At 63.8% G+C, this 17,200-nt stretch carries 13 protein-coding genes; 4 read left to right on the forward strand and 9 right to left on the reverse strand.

The window, feature by feature from the left end; all coding sequences use genetic code 11:
• Window positions 1-16: 16 nt before the first annotated feature.
• Both GVL04_RS21270 and GVL04_RS21275 read right to left on the reverse strand, forming a co-directional pair.
• Window positions 17-970: a polysaccharide deacetylase gene (locus tag GVL04_RS21270; RefSeq protein ID WP_159708236.1), complete on the reverse strand. Its 954-nt coding sequence runs from the start codon at window positions 968-970 to the stop codon at window positions 17-19.
• Window positions 967-2,502 carry a cytosine permease gene (locus GVL04_RS21275; protein WP_159708238.1) on the reverse strand — a complete coding sequence of 512 codons (1,536 nt, stop codon included), beginning with the start codon at window positions 2,500-2,502 and terminating at the stop codon, window positions 967-969. Before GVL04_RS21275 ends, GVL04_RS21270 begins: the two co-directional genes overlap by 4 nt.
• A gap of 108 nt (window positions 2,503-2,610) precedes the next feature.
• On the opposite strand from GVL04_RS21275, the gene GVL04_RS21280 reads away from it, so the two are divergent.
• The gene (locus GVL04_RS21280; RefSeq protein WP_159708322.1) at window positions 2,611-4,080 is read left to right on the forward strand and encodes a PucR family transcriptional regulator; all 1,470 of its coding nucleotides are present in this window, start codon (window positions 2,611-2,613) and stop codon (window positions 4,078-4,080) included.
• A gap of 92 nt (window positions 4,081-4,172) precedes the next feature.
• On the opposite strand, the gene purU is transcribed toward GVL04_RS21280, so the two are convergent.
• From purU to glyA, 7 genes are read right to left on the reverse strand one after another with little or no spacing between them, the layout of a single operon-like run.
• Window positions 4,173-5,072 carry a formyltetrahydrofolate deformylase gene (gene purU / locus GVL04_RS21285; RefSeq protein WP_159708240.1) on the reverse strand — a complete coding sequence of 300 codons (900 nt, stop codon included), beginning with the start codon at window positions 5,070-5,072 and terminating at the stop codon, window positions 4,173-4,175.
• 2 nt (window positions 5,073-5,074) lie between these two features.
• Window positions 5,075-6,478: an L-serine ammonia-lyase gene (locus GVL04_RS21290; RefSeq protein ID WP_159708242.1), complete on the reverse strand. Its 1,404-nt coding sequence runs from the start codon at window positions 6,476-6,478 to the stop codon at window positions 5,075-5,077.
• Window positions 6,478-7,122: a sarcosine oxidase subunit gamma gene (locus GVL04_RS21295; protein ID WP_159708244.1), complete on the reverse strand. Its 645-nt coding sequence runs from the start codon at window positions 7,120-7,122 to the stop codon at window positions 6,478-6,480. The genes GVL04_RS21290 and GVL04_RS21295 overlap by 1 nt, the downstream gene beginning before the upstream one ends.
• Window positions 7,115-10,060, reverse strand: coding sequence for a 2Fe-2S iron-sulfur cluster-binding protein (locus tag GVL04_RS21300; protein WP_159708246.1), 2,946 nt, complete (start codon window positions 10,058-10,060; stop codon window positions 7,115-7,117). The genes GVL04_RS21295 and GVL04_RS21300 overlap by 8 nt, the downstream gene beginning before the upstream one ends.
• A gap of 2 nt (window positions 10,061-10,062) precedes the next feature.
• Entirely contained in the window at window positions 10,063-10,494 is a 432-nt protein-coding gene (locus GVL04_RS21305) for a sarcosine oxidase subunit delta (protein WP_159708248.1), read from the reverse strand.
• 16 nt (window positions 10,495-10,510) lie between these two features.
• On the reverse strand, window positions 10,511-11,731 hold the full coding sequence (locus GVL04_RS21310; protein WP_159708250.1) for a sarcosine oxidase subunit beta family protein: 1,221 nt from the start codon (window positions 11,729-11,731) through the stop codon (window positions 10,511-10,513).
• Window positions 11,728-13,110 (reverse strand): serine hydroxymethyltransferase, encoded by a 1,383-nt coding sequence (gene glyA, locus GVL04_RS21315; protein WP_159708252.1) that lies wholly within the window; start codon window positions 13,108-13,110, stop codon window positions 11,728-11,730. Before glyA ends, GVL04_RS21310 begins: the two co-directional genes overlap by 4 nt.
• Window positions 13,111-13,262: 152 nt before the next feature.
• Here glyA and GVL04_RS21320 point away from each other — a divergent pair, with 152 nt between their 5' ends.
• The 3 genes from GVL04_RS21320 (at window position 13,263) to GVL04_RS21330 (ending at window position 17,173) form a co-directional block, all read left to right on the forward strand.
• On the forward strand, window positions 13,263-13,934 hold the full coding sequence (locus GVL04_RS21320) for a GntR family transcriptional regulator (protein WP_159708254.1): 672 nt from the start codon (window positions 13,263-13,265) through the stop codon (window positions 13,932-13,934).
• A gap of 601 nt (window positions 13,935-14,535) precedes the next feature.
• Window positions 14,536-15,888: an MFS transporter gene (locus GVL04_RS21325; RefSeq protein WP_159708256.1), complete on the forward strand. Its 1,353-nt coding sequence runs from the start codon at window positions 14,536-14,538 to the stop codon at window positions 15,886-15,888.
• Between the two features lie 28 nt (window positions 15,889-15,916).
• The gene (locus GVL04_RS21330; RefSeq protein WP_159708258.1) at window positions 15,917-17,173 is read left to right on the forward strand and encodes an aminopeptidase P family protein; all 1,257 of its coding nucleotides are present in this window, start codon (window positions 15,917-15,919) and stop codon (window positions 17,171-17,173) included.
• Window positions 17,174-17,200 lie beyond the last annotated feature (27 nt).

A 17,200-nucleotide genomic window follows, 5' to 3' on the forward strand; every position in this document is an offset into this window, starting at 1 on the left:
CATCTCGGCGGTGGAATTAGTGGTGCGCGGGGAGGGGCGCCTTGACCTGTGCGGGGCGGAAGGTTGCTCCGGCTCCCGGGAACAGCGGGATGTCGATTCGGGCGTGGGTGTGGATTTCGTGCACGGTGTCCTTGGTGTGTTGCGCGATCCTGGCCAACGTGGTGACCCACATGCCATCCAGGTCCTTAACCCGCTCGATCAACTGTTCCAAAGCCACAGCCCGGGACGGCCGGCCGGAGATGAACGGGTGGTTGGTCAGGACGAAGCAGCTTCCCTGGGCGTGGTGCGCCTGGGCCTCGAGGGTCCACATTTCGAGCGCCTTGGCCGGGCTCTCGATGACCCCGCTCCCCGTGACGCCAGGGTAGAACCCATATTGCTCCCAGTCGTCCAGTGCCCAGTCCACTGGGATCTCCACGATGTCCCTGGAGTCGCCCTCGGCGACGGCCATGCGGTAGGGGGCATCGCCGTCGAGCAGGCTCGAATCGTAGAGGAAGCCGCGGTCCGCCAATAGGGCAGGTGACTGCCAGTTCAGCTCCCACCAAGGTGCCCGGTAACCCACGGGCCTGATGCCGGCAACGTTTGCGAGGGCCTCCAGGCCGCGGTCCAGATAACTGGCCTCGGTAGCGGCGTCGATGCCCTGCATGGGCTCGTGGAGGTAGCCGTGGTGGGCGATCTCGTGCCCACCGTCGGCGATCCTGCGGACCACGTCAGGGTAGCTCTCGGCTGTGAAACCCGGAATGAAAAAGGAAGCCTTGATGTCCTGGCGGTCCAGGATCTGGAGCAAACGCGGCACGGCGATCTTGGGGCCGTACGACTGGTGGCTCATAAGGGACATGCGCCGCGTGCTGGAAGGGTCATGGGCGATGGTGCAGGACTCGGCATCGACGTCGAACGTGAAGGACGCTGCGGCCCGGTAGCCCTCGGGCCACGTGATCGGGTGGAGTGAATCAGCGAAAGCGGGCTGGTTCATGCTGTGGTCCTTTCGGGAACTGCCGGAGCGGCCGGTACCGGCTGTGTTGCCGACACATGGTTCGAGTCCGCGAGGATGAACTTCTTGTGGGCCCGTGGCCCGAGGATTGCATAGGCTGCCGCGCTGGTGAGTCCCCCAGCCAGCCAGGAGAGATCCCACCCGCCCAATGCCACGGCGATGGGGCCCTGCATAGCGGGAACCAGGCCATACATGAACAGCCAGGTGGAGAAGATGCCGATCAGCAGGGATAGGATTCCGGCCCAGTTGATGACGGGCAAGCGGTGCGTTCCCACGGCGTCGAACAGGCGGTCAACCTTGGCAGGCCAGCGCTTTTCCAGCCAGAAGTAGTGCACCAGCATGACTCCGCCCCAGGCGGCCACCCAGGCAACCAGGCCGATCAGCCAGGCATCGAGCACTGCCGCGAAGTCCTCTTGGAAGATGAAGAACACGACGGCGATGAGCGAGAAGACGCCGACGAAGAGGTTCAGTTTGCGGCGGCTGATCTTGATGTCCAGGGCCTGCGTGGCCACGGAGAAGGTGTAGATGTTGAGGATGTTGGTGGCGATGGGGCCGTGGAGGACCATGAGGAGGACCGGGAGGGCAAGGACGCCGAAATTCTGGACGATCAACTTACCGGGATCGATCTCGCCGCTGTTGGTGGCAAGGCTGGCACCGAGGACGCCAAGCCACACCACGGGGATGAACTGGCCGAGAACAGAGGCGAGGTAAACCCTGCGCTTGGGAACCGAAGTGCTGACGAAGCGGGAGTAGTCGGCGGCGTAAGTGAACCACGTGATGCCCCAGCCGATGCCGATTGCTGTCATCACTGCACTCATGGCGGCGATCCGCTCGGATCCTTCCAGGATGTTACCGGCGGGACCTGCGTACCCCCAGTCGATCTTCATGCCGAACCACGCCACGCATGACATGACAGCCAGGATGATGATGGTGGGCGGGACGGTCCACTTTTCAAAAGCTGCGATGGCCTTGTAACCGAACCAGGCGATGGCCACCTGGGCTGCCATGATGGCGGTGGCGACGCCGATCTTCCAGGCGTAGTTCTTGGCCTCGGGATCTACCCACCCAAGGGTGCCGAACAATGCCATCACCAGGTCCAGGATGATCCAGGTATTGACGGCGCACCAGCCGATCACCAAAAGGGCCTGGATGGCGGCGGGGAGGTAGTTGCCGCGGCGGCCGAAGGCTGCGCGGGCCAGCACCATTCCCGTAGCGCCGGTTTTCTGGCCGAGGAGGACGAAGCAGCCGAAGAGCAGCATGCCGATCAGGTTTCCAAGGACCAGGACAATGACGGTGTCCGCGAAGCCGAGGCCGAGGTGGATTCCGAGTGCACCCAGCACCCAGTTAATAGGGGCGAGGTTTGCGCCTGCCCAGATCCAGAACTGTCCGGAAACCTTGCGCGTACGGTCTGCCTCGGGGATGGGTTGGAGCCAGGCTTCACTGTCGTGGGCCGGCGCCGTTGCCGGACCTGACTGTGCTGGGCTTGAAGGCGAAGGGGAGAGGTTGTCTTGCATGGGGAGAGCCTCCGTTTGTGAAAGGGACCCTTTCAGCGTATGTGCCCCAGATCACAGCAACAAGATACTATGTGTCTAAACAAGCCACCAATGACCGTACGGAGTGTCATGTCCATTGTGCTGGGTGCAGCTCTGGAGTACCAAAGCCTGAAATCTGCGGACCCCCGGGTCCTCAACGACGTGCCGGACGCGCTCTCCCGGCCGGTCCGTTGGGTGCACTCAAGCGAAGTGCTGGACATCGCCCCGCTCCTCAGTGGCGGCGAACTGCTGCTCAGCGGTGGGCAGGCGCTCGCCGGCGTGACCGCGGAACGGCAGGCCAACTACGTCCGCGAGCTGGCTGCCCGGGGGATCGCGGCGCTGGCGCTGGAGACCGGTCCGGCGCTTCCCGAGGTGCCGGCCATCATGCTGGAGGTGGCCGAGGCTGCCGGATTGCCGGTGATCGAACTGCGCCAGGTAGTCCCGTTCGTCGGTGTAATGCAGGAGATCAATTCCCTGCTGGTCAGCGAATCCGTGGAGCACCTCCAACATGCCGACCAAGCCAGCCATGCCATGGCCGCCGAACTTGCCCATGGCGGCGGACTCGACCAGCTCCTGGCTGTCCTGTCCGAAAGGACAGGTGCCAGCGCGCGGCTGGTCTCGCCGTCGGGCCTCATCCTCGGCGCCGCCGGCGGCATTTCTGGAATGGACGACGGCGGGAGCGTCACCGTGGTGGACGTTCCGGTGCGGGGAGTCCTTGCGGCCCGCCTTGAGTTGGTCATGCCCGACGGCGGCGACGGTGGCCTGGCGCGCGTGGCCGGGGAGCGTTCCGTGGACATCCTCGGATTGGCGTTGATGCAACGCATGCCGCCGGGGTTGAAGGAGCTGGCGGGAATCGAGCTCATGCGTGCCATCAATTCGGGGAGTCAGCGTTGGCAGCTTCAGCAGCTCGGACCTGCGTCGGGCTTCCCTACGGGCGGCGCGGTAGCCGCCGTCGTGATTCGATCAACAGGCGCAGGGCACTTGCGCCCGGCCGTGGATGCCCTGCTTCGCGAGTGTGTTCCGCACAGCGCAAGCTATGCGGGCAATGCTGAACTGATCGCGCTCGCCGCCTTGGGCGATGGGGCTGCCACCCGGCGTTCGCTGTTGGATGCGTTGCGTCGCTTGGAGGTGCCGGCCGGCTCTGCGGTGGCTGTCGGGCCGTTGGGTGTCGGCATTGATGATGCGCCATGGTCCCTGGCTGAGGCGCGGCGGACGCTTGACCTGGATTCGGGCACCGGGGGTGTGGTGGATGCTGACACCTTGGCGGTGGAGCTCCTTGCCGAAGAGTCCCTGGACCCGGCCGCGCGCGAAGGGTTCGTCCAGCGGCAGTTGGGCGCCGTCCTCGAGCATGACCGCCTGAAAAAGTCCGAACTGTTGCGCACGCTGACCGTCTGGTTGGATTCGGGATGCAACACGGCCCAAGCGGCACGTGGGCTGCACCTGGAGCGGCAGTCCATGCATCACAGGCTGCAGCGGATTTTTGACCTGTGCGGGGGAGATCCACGGGGGACTGGCCGGCTCGTGGCCTTGCATCTGGCAACGAAGCTTGCCCGCTTGTAGCGGCCTTTAACCGCCAATTCGACGGCTCGCTGCCCACTCGACGGCTCAAACCGTCTAACGCGCAGCAAACCGTCGAATCGGGTAGTCAAGGCCTACTTCAACACGATCGTCCTGGTCCCATTCAGGATGATCCGCCCCTCGCAGTGCCAGCGAACGGCGTTGCTGAGGGCCTTGCATTCTGTGTCCCGACCGGCGGCTACGAGATCGTCCGGTCCGAACGTGTGGTCCACCTCCACTACCTGCTGGGCGATGATTGGTCCTTCGTCCAACTCGCCATTCACGTAGTGGGCAGTGGCACCCACAGTTTTCACACCACGCGCGTAGGCCTGGTGGTAGGGCTTGGCACCCTTGAAGCTCGGCAGGAACGAGTGGTGGATGTTGATCGCCCGGCCGTCGAGCTTGCGGGCGAGGTCGTCGCTGAGTACCTGCATGTAGCGGGCAAGGACAATGAGCTCAACGTCCAACTCATCAATGATGTCCAGCAAGCGACCCTCGGCTGCAGGCTTGGTGGCAGCCGTGACAGGAACGTGGAAGAACGGAATCCCGTGCCACTCTGCCAAACCCTGATGGTCGGTGTGGTTGGACACGACGCCCACCACGTCAATGGGCAGCTCACCGATCCGTGCGCGGAACAGCAAGTCGTTCAGGCAGTGCCCGAACTTCGAGACCATGATCAGCACACGGCGCTTGTACCCCTGGCGCTCCAGTTGCCAGTTCATGCCGTACTTCTCGCCTACTGGAGAGAAAGCGGCCCGCAGCTCATCAACGGTGGAGATGCCGGCGTCGGACGCGAAGTGCACCCGCATGAAGAAGTGGCGTTCGGCTCGATCGCCGAACTGTTTGTTGTCGATGATGTCGCAGCCGTGTTCCAGCAGGAAGCCGGACACCGCGTGGACAATTCCGGGACCCTCAGGGCAGTCGAGGGTGAGCACGTGCTCCACAGTCGTCTCAGTGGGGGAAACGGCGGCAGTTTCAGTTTGGATGGCAGTCATGGCTAGCACTCCACTACGTTGACGGCGAGGCCTCCACGGGAGGTCTCCTTGTACTTTGATTTCATGTCCGCGCCTGTTTCGCGCATGGTCTTGATGGCTTTGTCCAAGGACACTTTGTGGCTGCCATCGCCGTGCAGGGCGAGGCGGGCGGCGTTGATGGCCTTGACGCTGGCGATCGCGTTGCGTTCGATGCAGGGGATCTGCACCAGTCCGCCCACGGGATCGCAGGTGAGTCCCAGGTTGTGTTCGATGCCCACTTCGGCAGCATTTTCCACCTGCTCAGGCGTTCCGCCGAGGACTTCGCAGAGCCCCGCAGCGGCCATGGAGCAGGCGGAACCAACCTCGCCTTGGCAGCCGACTTCGGCACCCGAAATGGACGCGTTGATCTTGAACAGAATTCCGACGGCGGCCGCCGCCAGCAGGAAGCGCACGACACCGTCGTCGTTGGCTCCCGGAACAAACTTGGTGTAATAGTGCAGCACCGCCGGGACAATGCCGGCGGCACCATTCGTGGGTGCTGTGACGATCCTGCCGCCCGCGGCGTTTTCCTCGTTCACGGCCAAGGCGAACAGATTGACCCATTCCATGGCGAGGAGGGGGTCTGAAGGATTGGATGCAGCGCCGGGGGCCTTGTTTGCGGCGTCGGTCGCGGCCAGCGTCTTGAACAACGACGGCGCCCGTCGCCTGACGTTCAAGCCTCCCGGCAGGATTCCCTCGGCAGAGCAGCCGTTGTCCACGCACTCCTGCATGACGGCCCAGATCCCCAGCAACCGTTCGCGCAGTTCTTCCTCGGAACGCCACACGAGTTCGTTGGCCAGCATGATGTCCGAGATGGACTTACCCTCGCGGAGGCAGATGGCCAGCAGTTCGTCGGCAGTGCTGAAGGGGTAGGGCAGAACGGTGTCATCGGCTACCACTTTGTCGGCTCCGGAGACGTCCCCGTCCACCACAAAGCCGCCCCCGATGGAGTAGTAGCTGCGTTCCCGCAGGACCGAGCCGGTGTGGTCAAGCGCGCGGAACGTCATGCCGTTGGGGTGGGCCGGCAACGACTTGCGCCGGTGCAGGACCACGTCCTCGTCCCAGTTGAAGTCAACCCGGTGGTTGCCGGCCAAGCGCAGTTCTGCATCGAGTGCGGCCGCTGCAACCTGGTCATCGGCAGTGTGAGTGTTGACGGTTTCGGGGGAGTGGCCTTGCAGCCCCAGCACCACAGCCTTGTCTGAGCCGTGGCCCCGGCCGGTGGCGCCCAGGGAGCCGAAAAGCTCTGCCTGGACGCGCACCGTAGCCGGAAGCTGGCCGGACGATTCAAGACCGTCCGTGAACTGCTTTGCCGCGCGCATCGGGCCTACCGTGTGTGAAGACGACGGCCCGATGCCAACAGAAAACAGATCAAGCACACTCAGTGCCATTAGGGGACCTCGGGGGAGGCGTACTCCCGCATGGCATCGAGGAGCCAGCGTCCCAGGAAATCGGCAAACGAGGCCCGGGGAAAGATCCGGTAGGTCTCGTCAGAGGTCTTCCAGAGCATCACCGGGATGTGGGCGAGCTCGGTGGAAACAGCCGTCCCGGCCTTGAAAACCCGCGGGTGCAGGTCCAAGGCGCACGTCTTCTCCAGTACTGCACGGGCGTGGCTGCCGGAGAGCTCAAACGTGGTGCGGTTGGCGGACAGGTCCACCACCTGGCCCGCGTCATTGCCCAATGCCGTGGTCAGATCGCTGACCAAAGAGCCTCCGAGCGAATCGTGGGCTTCCTCCGGCGCGACGACCATGAACTCGGTGGGGCCAAGCCACAGGGTGTTCACGGAACCGGTCCCCGTCACGTCACCGCAAGCGGCAGGCAATCCGCCGGTCACGGACGCAACGCGGGCACCGGCGTCGGACGTTCGGTCAACCCGAAGACCAACCATTGCCTGGTACGGGATTTCGGTGAGCGTCACCGTGCCCGGCACGGAGCCGGAGGTGAAAGCGTCAGCCAGGTGCTCGGCCGGGCTGCGGCGGGCGCCCCGGACGCGGTCGACGTGTGCGGTTTCTGCTGGTGTTGCTGTTTCAGCCATCTTTGCGGGTCCCTTCAGCATCGAAAAGTACGGTTTCGCCAACAACCACGTCCACCAATTGGTCTCCCAGCGAGGCCACAAGGGTCTCGCCGATGCGGTTGCGGCCGTTTTGAATGAGTGCCAGGGCGAAGGAACGGCCCAGCGCGGCGCTGTGGTAACTGGAGGTCACGAAGCCCTCCATGGGGACGGGTCCGTTAGCCGGGTTGACCGGGATACCCTTTTCCACCAGCTGCGTGCCTTCCGGCAACCTCAGCGAGTGGTCCACGGGAAGGACGCTCACCAGGTGCTTGCGGTCCTCGCGGCTGGCGTCCTCGCGGAGGTAGGAGCGCTTGCCGATGAAGTCCTTGGCTTTGGAGACGATCCAGTCCATACCGGCGTCCTGCGGGGTGACCGTGCCATCGGTGTCCTGCCCCACGATCGGGTAGCCCTTCTCGGCGCGAAGAACGTGCATGGTTTCCGTGCCGTACGGGGTGATGTTGAACTCGGCACCTGCGGCAGCAACAGCTTCCCAGGTGTTGAGTCCGTACCAGGACGGGATGTTGATTTCGTAGGCCAGTTCACCGGAGAAGGAGATGCGGCAAACGCGTGCCTGCACTCCGGAGGCCAGCGTGGTCTCGCGGAAGGTCATGAACGGGAAGGCTTCTGCATCCAGGCCACCGTTTTCGGCCAGCTGGGGAGCAACCTTGGCGATCACTGCGCGGGACTTCGGGCCCACGACGGCGATGGTGCTCCACTGCTCCGTCACGGACGTGCAGACCACATCGAGTTCCGGCCACTCCGTCTGGTGCCACTCTTCCAGCCAGTCCAGCACCTTGGCTGCGCCACCGGTGGTGGTGGTCATGAAGTAGCGGTCATCGTCCAAGCGGAGGGTTACGCCGTCGTCGAAGATCATGCCGTCCAAGGTGCACATGACTCCGTAGCGGGCCGATCCCGGGGCGAGCTTCTTGAAGGCGTTGGTGTACACGCGGTTCAGGAATTCACCGGCGTCCTTGCCGCGGATCTCGATCTTGCCCAGCGTGGTGGCGTCCATGAAGCCCACGGAGTCGCGGACGGCTGCGCATTCACGCAGGACTGCGGTGTCCATGTCCTCGCTGCCCTGCGGGTAGTACCAGGGGCGCTTCCACTGTCCAACATCCTCGAACAGTGCGCCCTGGGCAACGTGCCACGGGTGGATGGAGGTCACGCGGGCAGGGTCGAACAATTCGCCACGCTGGCGGCCTGCCAAGGCTGCGAAGGCCACGGGAGTGAACGGCGCGCGGTAGGCGGTGGTGCCGATCTCGCCGACGCCCGGGATGCTTTCTGCGCCACCGAACTTCAGCGCGGCGGCGATGACGCCGATCGCGTTGACGCCGGATGTCTTGCCCTGATCGTTGGCCGTGCTGATGGAGGTGTAACGCTTGACGTGCTCCACGGAGCGCATGCCGGCCCCGGTGGAGCGGAGAACGTCAGCCACGGACTGGTCGCGCTGGAAGTCGACAAAGTGGTGGTGCCATTCGCCGGGCTCACCGGTCTGGCCGGGAACCAGCCAGAGCTGGCGGCTGGGAGCGCTGGCTGCAGGTGCCTGCAGTTCCACAGGGATGGTGGCGGACTCGAAACCAGCCGCGATGGATGCTGCGGCTCCCGCCGAGATGCCCTCTGCCAGGCAATCCTCCAGTTCGTAGCTGCCACGGCCTGCGCCCACAACCTGCTGGTCGCGGACCGGTTTGGTGGGAATGAACGCTGCGAGCTCGTCATCCCAACGCAGCTTGCCCTGGCGCTGGCTGTGGAGGTGGACCACCGGGGACCAGCCACCGGAAACTGCGAGAAGGTCGGCAGCCAGCTGTTCGACGCCCGAGGTGAGTTCGCCGTCGTCGTTGATGCTGCGGACGGTGACGCCGTTCAGGCGGCCATTCCCGTCCGCCGACGTATCCGCCACGGCGCTGCCGATGAGGACCCGGATACCGGACTCGACGGCGGCGGCGGCCTTCGCGCTGATCTGCGGACGGGCATCGACGACGGCGGCAATCGCCACGCCTGCTGCCTGCAGGTCCGCGGCAAGAGCGTAAGCGGAGTCGTTGGTGGTGCTGATGACAACGCGTGAACCGGCGGCCACGGCGTAGCGGTTCAGGTAAGTGCGGGCGGCCGAGGCGAGCATGATGCCCGGGCGGTCGTTGTTCTCGAACACCAACGGACGCTCATGGGCGCCCGGAGCCAGGACAACCTGCTTGGCACGGATGTGCCAAATCCGCTGGCGGGATACGCCCGAAGCTGCCGGAACGCTCAGGTGGTCCGTGCGGTTCTGGGCTGCGATGAAGTAGTTGGAATCGTAGGAACCGAAGGCCGTCGTGCGGTTCAGGACCGTGCACTCGCCGGCGGAAACCAGCTCTGCCTCGACATCAGCAACCCACTCCAGGGCCGCCTTGCCTTCGATCACTTCGGCGAGGCCTTCGGCGGTTGAGCCGGAGAGCAGGGAGCCGCCAAGTTCGGGCTGGTCGTCAATGAGGATGACGCGGGCACCGGTGCGGACAGCTTCGCGGGCGGCCGCCAGCCCGGCAATACCGCCGCCGACTACCAGGACATCCGTGTGGACATACTTCTTGTCGTACTCAGCCTTGTCCTCGTTGGGATCAAGCTTGCCAAGGCCGGACAAGAGCTCAATGTTCATGCCGTCCACCAAGGAAACTGCCGTGGCGGGAAGCATTGATTCGGCGACGTGGCCCCGGAAGCGGGGAGCGATCTTGACCAGGGCGTTGGACTCTTCCACGCCGGCGGCCATGATGCCGCGGGGGCGGTCCTCATAGAGGGAGTTGCCGGCGCTGATGTGGCCGTTGGCCAGCAGCGCCGAAGCGATGGTGTCACCCGGGTGACCGGTGAATTCCTGGCCGTCCACTGTGAAGCGCCAAGAGATGCTGCGATCGATGCGTCCGCCGGTGGCGAGGCGTGCGTTCTTGCTGGTCACTTCTAGACTCCTTCCGAGGAGATGGGGGTGGTGGCCGTGGGGGCTGTGGCGCCGGGGGCGAGGCCCGGTGCGCTGGCTTGGCCGAAGTCGCCCGACTGGGTGAACTCGCCCGGCTGGGTGGGGTCGCTCTTGCTTGCCCCGGCGCTCGCAGCGCTTGCTTGGAGCTCCGGGCGGGGCTGGCCCATCCCGTAGATGGAGTGGATCTCGTAGGTCACGGTGTCGCGGAGCATGTTGAACCACTGCCGGCAGCCCGTGCTGTGAACCCACCGCTCGGCGAAGGTTCCCTTGGTGTTCTCGCGGTAGAACAGGTATTCAGCCCATTCGCGGTCCGTGAGGTCATTGGGGCTCTCCGGGTAGGCGACGTGTGCTTGGCCGCCGTAGTGGAATTCGGTTTCGTCGCGTGGCCCGCAGTTGGGGCATGAAATGAGGAGCATGTCTGTCCTGTCCTGGCTAGTGGGCTACGGCTGCGGCGCCGTGTTCGTCGATCAAGGCGCCGGTCTCGAAGCGTTCCAGCGCGAACGGCTTGTTCAACGTGTGCGGCGCGCCGGTGGCAATGGTGTGCGCGAACGTCAGGCCTGCCGCGGGCGTGCCCTTGAAGCCACCGGTTCCCCAACCGCAGTTGACGAACATGTTCTCCACCGGGGAGAGGCCCACAATCGGGGAGGCGTCCAACGTGGTGTCCACGATGCCTCCCCAGGTTCGGAGCACGTGGGCCCGGGCGAAGATTGGGAAGAGTTCAACGGCCGCCGCCATCTGCTCCTCGATCACGTGGAACGAGCCGCGCTGGCCGTAGCCGTTGTAGGAATCGACGCCTGCGCCCATCACCAGTTCACCCTTGTGGGCCTGGGAAACGTAGACGTGCACGTGATTGGACATGACCACCGTGGGGTGGACCGGTTCGTGCAGTTCGGACACCAACGCCTGGAGCGGGTGCGACTGGATCGGCAGGCGGAAGCCGGCCATTTCTGCCAGGACCGAGCTGTGGCCGGCGGCGCAGAGACCCACCTTTTCGGTGTTGATGTTGCCGCGGGTGGTCTTGACGCCGGTGACCCGGTTGCCGTCCTTGATGAAGCCGGTGACTTCGCAGTTCTGGATGATGTCCACGCCCAGTTCATCGCACTTGCGGGCGAAGGCCCATGCCACGTGGTCGTGCTTGGCGATGCCTGCGCGCGGCTGGTAGGTGGCACCCATGACGGGGTAGCGGATGTTGTCGCTGATGTTCAGGATGGGGCAGAGTTCCTTGACCTGCTGCGGGTCCAACCACTCAGCGTCCACACCGTTGAGCCGGTTGGCTCCTACGCGGCGAACGCTTTCTCGGACATCGCCCAGGGTGTGGGCCAGGTTCATGACGCCGCGCTGGCTGAACAGGAAGTCGTACTCCAGCTCTTCCGGGAGGATTTCCCAGAGCTTGAGCGCGTGCTCGTAGATGGCAGCGCTCTCGTCCCAGAGGTAGTTGGAACGGATGATGGTGGTGTTGCGGGCCATGTTTCCACCGGCCAGCCAGCCCTTTTCCAGAATGGCGATGTTCGTCATGCCGTGGTTCTTGGCCAGGAAGTACGCGGTGGCCAGGCCGTGCCCGCCGCCGCCCACAATCACGGCGTCGTAGCTTTTCTTCGGGTCCGGGTTGCGCCAGAGGAAGTCCGGGTGTTCGGGGAGGTGGTCTGCACTCACTGGGCTGCTCCAATCAGTTCTGCTTCGAGTTCGGTTTCGGCGCCTTTGCCGAGGTGGGGATAGAGGGGGAACTTGCCCGCCAGCGCGGTCACGCGGCTGCGGAGTTCGACGGCGGTGGTTTCGTCAAGGGTGACGTCACCTTCTGTGCTGCTTGCGTCGCCGCTTGCCTGGGTGCCGCTGTTCGCTGCGGCGATCAACGCCGTCGCAATAATGTCTGAGACTTCGGTGAAGTCCTCGGCGCCGAAGCCGCGGGCGGCGAGGGCGGGAGTGCCGATGCGCAGGCCGGAGGAAACCATCGGCGGGCGGGGATCGAAGGGGACGGCGTTGCGGTTGACCGTGATGCCGATGCGGTGCAGCGTGTCCTCGGCCTGCTGACCGTTAAGTACTGAGTGGCGGAGGTCGGCGAGGACCAAGTGGACGTCGGTTCCGCCGCTGACCACGGAGATGCCGGCTGCGGCAACGTCGTCCTGCAGGAGGCGTTCGGCCAGGATCTTGGAGCCTTCCAGGACGCGGACCTGGCGTTCCTGGAACTCGGGCTCGGCGGCCATCTTGAAGGCAACGGCCTTGGCTGCAATCACGTGCTCCAAGGGGCCACCCTGCTGGCCGGGGAAGACAGCGGAGTTAACCTTCTTGGCGATGTCGGCGTCGTTGGTCAGGATCACTCCACCGCGGGGGCCGCCGAGGGTCTTGTGGGTGGTGCTGGTGACGATGTGCGCGTGGGGGACCGGGCTGGGGTGAAGTCCCGCTGCCACGAGGCCGGCGAAGTGGGCCATGTCCACCATGAGGTAGGCGCCCACCAAGTCCGCAATGCGGCGGAACTCGGCGAAGTCCAAGTGGCGGGAGTACGCGGACCAGCCGGCGACGATCAGCTGGGGCTTGCTCTCAAGGGCGAGGCGCTCAACTTCGGCCATGTCCACGGTGTGGGTGTCCTCCCGGACGCCGTACGGGACAACCTTGTAGAGCTTGCCGGAGAAATTGATGCGCATGCCGTGGGTCAGGTGGCCGCCGTGGGCGAGGTTCAAGCCCATGATGGTGTCGCCCGGGGTGATCAGTGCGTGCATCGCCGAGGCGTTCGCCTGGGCTCCGGAGTGGGGCTGGACGTTGGCGAATTCCGCGCCAAACAGGGACTTGAGACGGTCGATGGCCAGCTGCTCGATCACATCAACGTGTTCGCAGCCGCCGTAATAACGCTTGCCCGGGTAGCCTTCGGCGTACTTGTTGGTCAGCACCGAGCCCTGGGCTTCCATGACAGCCGTGGGGGCGAAGTTCTCAGAGGCGATCATTTCCAGCGTTGACTGCTGGCGGATGAGTTCCTGGGCGATCGCCTGATCGACCTCCGGGTCCGCCTGGGCGAGCGGGCGGATCAGCGGTTCAACCATGGTGTTCTCCTTCAAAAGCTTTTCTAGTGGCCGACTGTTAGGCAACTGATATATTAGAACTATTGCCATAGTATGTTGGAGATCACATAGTCGTCAACAGGTCAGCGGTAACTCATCCAGCAGACTATGAATGCGACTAACGGGAGAGACTAATGAGCGCAGCACTGGAAGCACTGGAATCAGTTCCGCAGGGTACGTCCCTGGCGGAGAACGCCTACTTGCTGCTGCGCGACCGGCTCATCATGCTGGACATCAAGCCAGGCGACCCCATCAATGACGGCCAGATTGCCGCCGAACTGGGAATCGGGCGCACCCCCGTCCGTGAAGCCATCAAACGCCTCGAAAGCGACCACCTCGTGGTGTCATACCCCCGGCGCGGCACGTTCGCCACCGGCGTGGACATCACCCAACTCGCCGAGGTCTCCGAGATCCGCGAACTGCTGGAACCCCTGGCCTCCCGGAAAGCTGCCCGCATGGCCAGCCCCGCCATGCGTTCAGAGCTCCGCTCCGTCGCTGATGCAATTCGTGACCTGGAAGGTCAGGACAATTCCTCCCAGGAACTCATGCGCTACGACATTCAAGTGCACCGGCTTATCTACAAGGCCTCGGCCAACGCTCACCTCGAAGACGTCCTGATCCGGTACGACAACCTCGCAACCCGCATCTGGTGCCACATGCTTGAGAAAATGCCCTCAGTCTCCGGCCACATCTCCGAGCACGCCGAGCTGCTGACTGCCATTGCCGACGGCGACGAAGACCGCGCCGCCGAGCTCGCCCTCCACCACGTAGTCAGTTTCGAAGAGACCATCCGCAAGGTCCTCTGACCCCCTCTCACTGTTAGCGCGGTTTTTCCTGACGCTCTCTCACGGTGTGCGCGGTTTTTCCTGACGCTCTCTCACGGTTAGCGCGGTTTTTGCCGACGCTCTCTCGCGGTGTGCGCGGTTTTTCCTGACGCTCTCTCACGGTTTGCGCGGTTCTTGCCGATGCTCTCTCACGGTGTGCGCGGTTTTTGCCGATGCTCTCTCACGGTTTGGCCGGTTTTCCCTGACCTTCTCTCACTCCGGGCCGGGCTACTGCGCTCGCGCGATCCCGACTCGCGTCGTCTTGGCCTCGGGAGCCTCCTCAGCCGCCAGAAGGCAGAGTCCGACGACGATGCCGCCTTGAGTGCCGACGTCGGCCTCCACCACCCAGGTGAGAGGGCGTCGGCGAAAAAGGTCCGGAAGGTGAGAGAGGATCGATTGCAAATGCAACTCGGTTGGCGTTATCGCAACAGAGTCGACTCGCTTCGGCCAGGGTTCGCGCAAGCCAAGGTCATATCCACGGTCACATAAAGATTCAAAATTGCCCTTGACCGTGGCGTCGCTCACACATAGTCTGATGCAACAGCGTTGCGTTGAATGCAACCCCAATGATTTTGGTGGACACATGAGCAATGAATCCTCTGTGGCAGCCGAGCAAGGCATTTCCTCCGCCTCCGGCCCCAACCACACCCCCAACAACACAGTCAGCAAGGACACCCGACGTCGTGTGGTCACTGCCAGCTTCATCGGCAACTTTGTTGAGTGGTTCGATTACGCCGTCTATGGCTACCTGGCCGGCACTATCTCTACTGTTTTCTTCCCCGAGTCCGACCGTCAAACAGCCCTGCTCGCGACGTTCGGTGTCTTCGCAATCAGTTTCTTCGTGAGGCCGCTTGGCGGTTTCATCTGGGGCCATATCGGCGACCGCCTTGGAAGGAAGCAGGCGCTTTCCCTCTCGATCGTCCTGATGTCGGTGGCGACGTTCTGCATCGCACTGATACCGGGCTACGCCACAATCGGCGTGATGGCGCCCGTCCTGCTCCTGCTGGTCAGGGTTGTCCAGGGCTTCTCCGCAGCAGGCGAGTACGCCGGGGCGTCCGCCTTCCTGGTGGAGTATGCACCGGCGAATCGTCGCGGACTGTATGCCGCCGTCGTGCCTGCAAGTACCGCAGCGGGACTGCTGCTGGGGTCTTTGCTGGCCGCGCTCCTCAGTTCGCTGCTCACCGCAGAGCAGCTGGGCGACTGGGGCTGGCGGTTGCCGTTCCTGCTCGCGGCGCCCATGGGCCTCATCGGCAGATACATCCGGACCAAGCTGGAGGACACCCCGGCGTTCCGGGAACTGGCCGAGAAGGACAACAGCGTCAAAGCCCCGGCCTTGGCCATGTTCAAGACGTACCGGAAGCAGCTCATCATCGCCACGGGCGCGGTGCTGCTCAACGCCGTCGGGTTCTACGTCATCCTCAGCTACATGCCGACGTATTTGTCTGAGGAACTGGGCTTCGGTGCCACGGAGTCGTTCCTGGCCACGACCATCGCCCTGGCCAGCTACATCGGCTTCATCTTCCTGACGGGCATCGCCTCGGACAAGTTCGGCCGAAAGCGAATGCTCATCACGGCCTCAGTCCTCTTCATCCTGCTGACGGTGCCGGCATTCATGCTCCTGGACACACGCAACTTCCTGGTGATCGTGCTGGTGCAGATCCTGCTGGGCGGCATGCTTACCCTCAACGACGGCACCTTGCCCAGTTTCCTCGCCGAGCTGTTCCCCACGAAGGTCCGGTACACCGGCTTCGCCGTGAGCTTCAACCTCTCCAACGCGTTGTTCGGCGGCACTGCACCGTTCATGGCAACCCTCCTGATCGGCGTGACCCACAGCAAGCTGGCGCCCGGCTGGTATCTCGTGGCGGCCGCAATAGTTTCCCTCATCGCAGTCCTGTTCGCCGCCGAGACTTCCAAGAAGCCTCTCCTGCAGGACTAGAACTACCAACCCATTGAAAGGAAATACCATGACCATCACCCAGAACGAGGCCGTCAACGATGTCGCCAAGCTCGAGCGCACCAAGGTCCTCAACAACGGCGGGAAGGTCTCGCTGACGTTCACCGATGCAGAGTTCGAGCGCCGCCTCAGCGGCCTGCGCCGCATCATGGCCGAGAAGGACCTCGACGCCGTCATCCTGACCAGCTACCACTCCATCAAGTACTACTCCGACTTCCTCTTCACCTACTTTGGCCGTTCCTACGGGATGGTGGTCACCAAGGATGACACTGTCACCATTACGGCTAATATCGACGCCGGGATGCCTTGGCGCCGCAGCTACGGCGACAACCTGGTCTACACGGACTGGCGCCGTGACAACTACATCCACGCAATCCAGGAAGTCCTGCGCACCCGCGGCATCAACCCCCGCCGCATCGGCGTCGAAGATGACTCGCTGCCGCTGGATAACCGCAACAAGATCCAGGCCGCCTTCTCCGGTGCGACGCTGGTGGATGTGGCCCAGGCGGCCATGCGGCAGCGCATGATCAAGTCGGACGAGGAAATCGCGGTCATCAAGCACGGCGCCCGCATCGGTGACCTGGGCGGCGAAGCCATCCGGAACGCCATTACGGCCGGCATCACGGAGTATGAGGTCGCACTGATCGGCACCGAAGCCATGGTGCACGAGATCGCCCGTACGTTCCCGGACTCCGAAATCCGGGACACGTGGGTGTGGTTCCAGTCCGGCATCAACACCGACGGCGCCCACAACTGGGCCACTACACGCAAGATCCAGGACCACGACATCCTGTCCCTGAACTGTTTCCCCATGACCAGTGGCTACTACACGGCCCTGGAGCGCACCTTGTTCTACGGCGAACCGGATGCCCGCTCCCTGGAACTGTGGAACATCAACGTGGAGGTCCACAAGCGCGGACTGGAGCTGATCAAGCCCGGCGCAGTCTGCAAGGACATCGCCGCTGAGCTGAACGAGATCTACGTCAGCCACGGGCTGCTGGCCAACCGCACGTTCGGCTACGGACACTCGTTCGGCGTGCTCAGCCATTACTACGGCCGCGAGGCAGGCCTTGAGCTGCGCGAAGACATCGATACCGTGCTGGAGCCGGGGATGGTGGTTTCCATGGAACCGATGATCACCGTGCTGGATGGCCAGCCGGGTGCCGGCGGATACCGCGAACACGACATCCTGGTGGTTGGCGAAGACAGGGCCGAGAACATCACCAAGTTCCCGTTTGGCCCCGAGTACAACATCATCGGAGCCTAGGTGGTTGGGCCGGTGGATACTGTGCAC

The organism is Arthrobacter sp. 18067, assembly GCF_902706295.1.
GTDB lineage: Bacteria > Actinomycetota > Actinomycetes > Actinomycetales > Micrococcaceae > Arthrobacter.

What these genes read in the sequence shown, in the direction of transcription:
- GVL04_RS21275 (WP_159708238.1), bottom strand. Translation starts at nt 2,502, where the DNA reads ATGCAAGACAACCTCTCCCCTTCGCCTTCAAGCCCAGCACAGTCAGGT.
- GVL04_RS21295 (WP_159708244.1), bottom strand. Translation starts at nt 7,122, where the DNA reads ATGGCTGAAACAGCAACACCAGCAGAAACCGCACACGTCGACCGCGTC.
- glyA (WP_159708252.1), bottom strand. Translation starts at nt 13,110, where the DNA reads ATGGTTGAACCGCTGATCCGCCCGCTCGCCCAGGCGGACCCGGAGGTC.
- GVL04_RS21330 (WP_159708258.1), top strand. Translation starts at nt 15,917, where the DNA reads ATGACCATCACCCAGAACGAGGCCGTCAACGATGTCGCCAAGCTCGAG.
- GVL04_RS21270 (WP_159708236.1), bottom strand. Translation starts at nt 970, where the DNA reads ATGAACCAGCCCGCTTTCGCTGATTCACTCCACCCGATCACGTGGCCC.
- purU (WP_159708240.1), bottom strand. Translation starts at nt 5,072, where the DNA reads ATGACTGCCATCCAAACTGAAACTGCCGCCGTTTCCCCCACTGAGACG.
- GVL04_RS21290 (WP_159708242.1), bottom strand. Translation starts at nt 6,478, where the DNA reads ATGGCACTGAGTGTGCTTGATCTGTTTTCTGTTGGCATCGGGCCGTCG.
- GVL04_RS21305 (WP_159708248.1), bottom strand. Translation starts at nt 10,494, where the DNA reads ATGCTCCTCATTTCATGCCCCAACTGCGGGCCACGCGACGAAACCGAA.
- GVL04_RS21320 (WP_159708254.1), top strand. Translation starts at nt 13,263, where the DNA reads ATGAGCGCAGCACTGGAAGCACTGGAATCAGTTCCGCAGGGTACGTCC.
- GVL04_RS21325 (WP_159708256.1), top strand. Translation starts at nt 14,536, where the DNA reads ATGAGCAATGAATCCTCTGTGGCAGCCGAGCAAGGCATTTCCTCCGCC.
- GVL04_RS21280 (WP_159708322.1), top strand. Translation starts at nt 2,611, where the DNA reads ATGTCCATTGTGCTGGGTGCAGCTCTGGAGTACCAAAGCCTGAAATCT.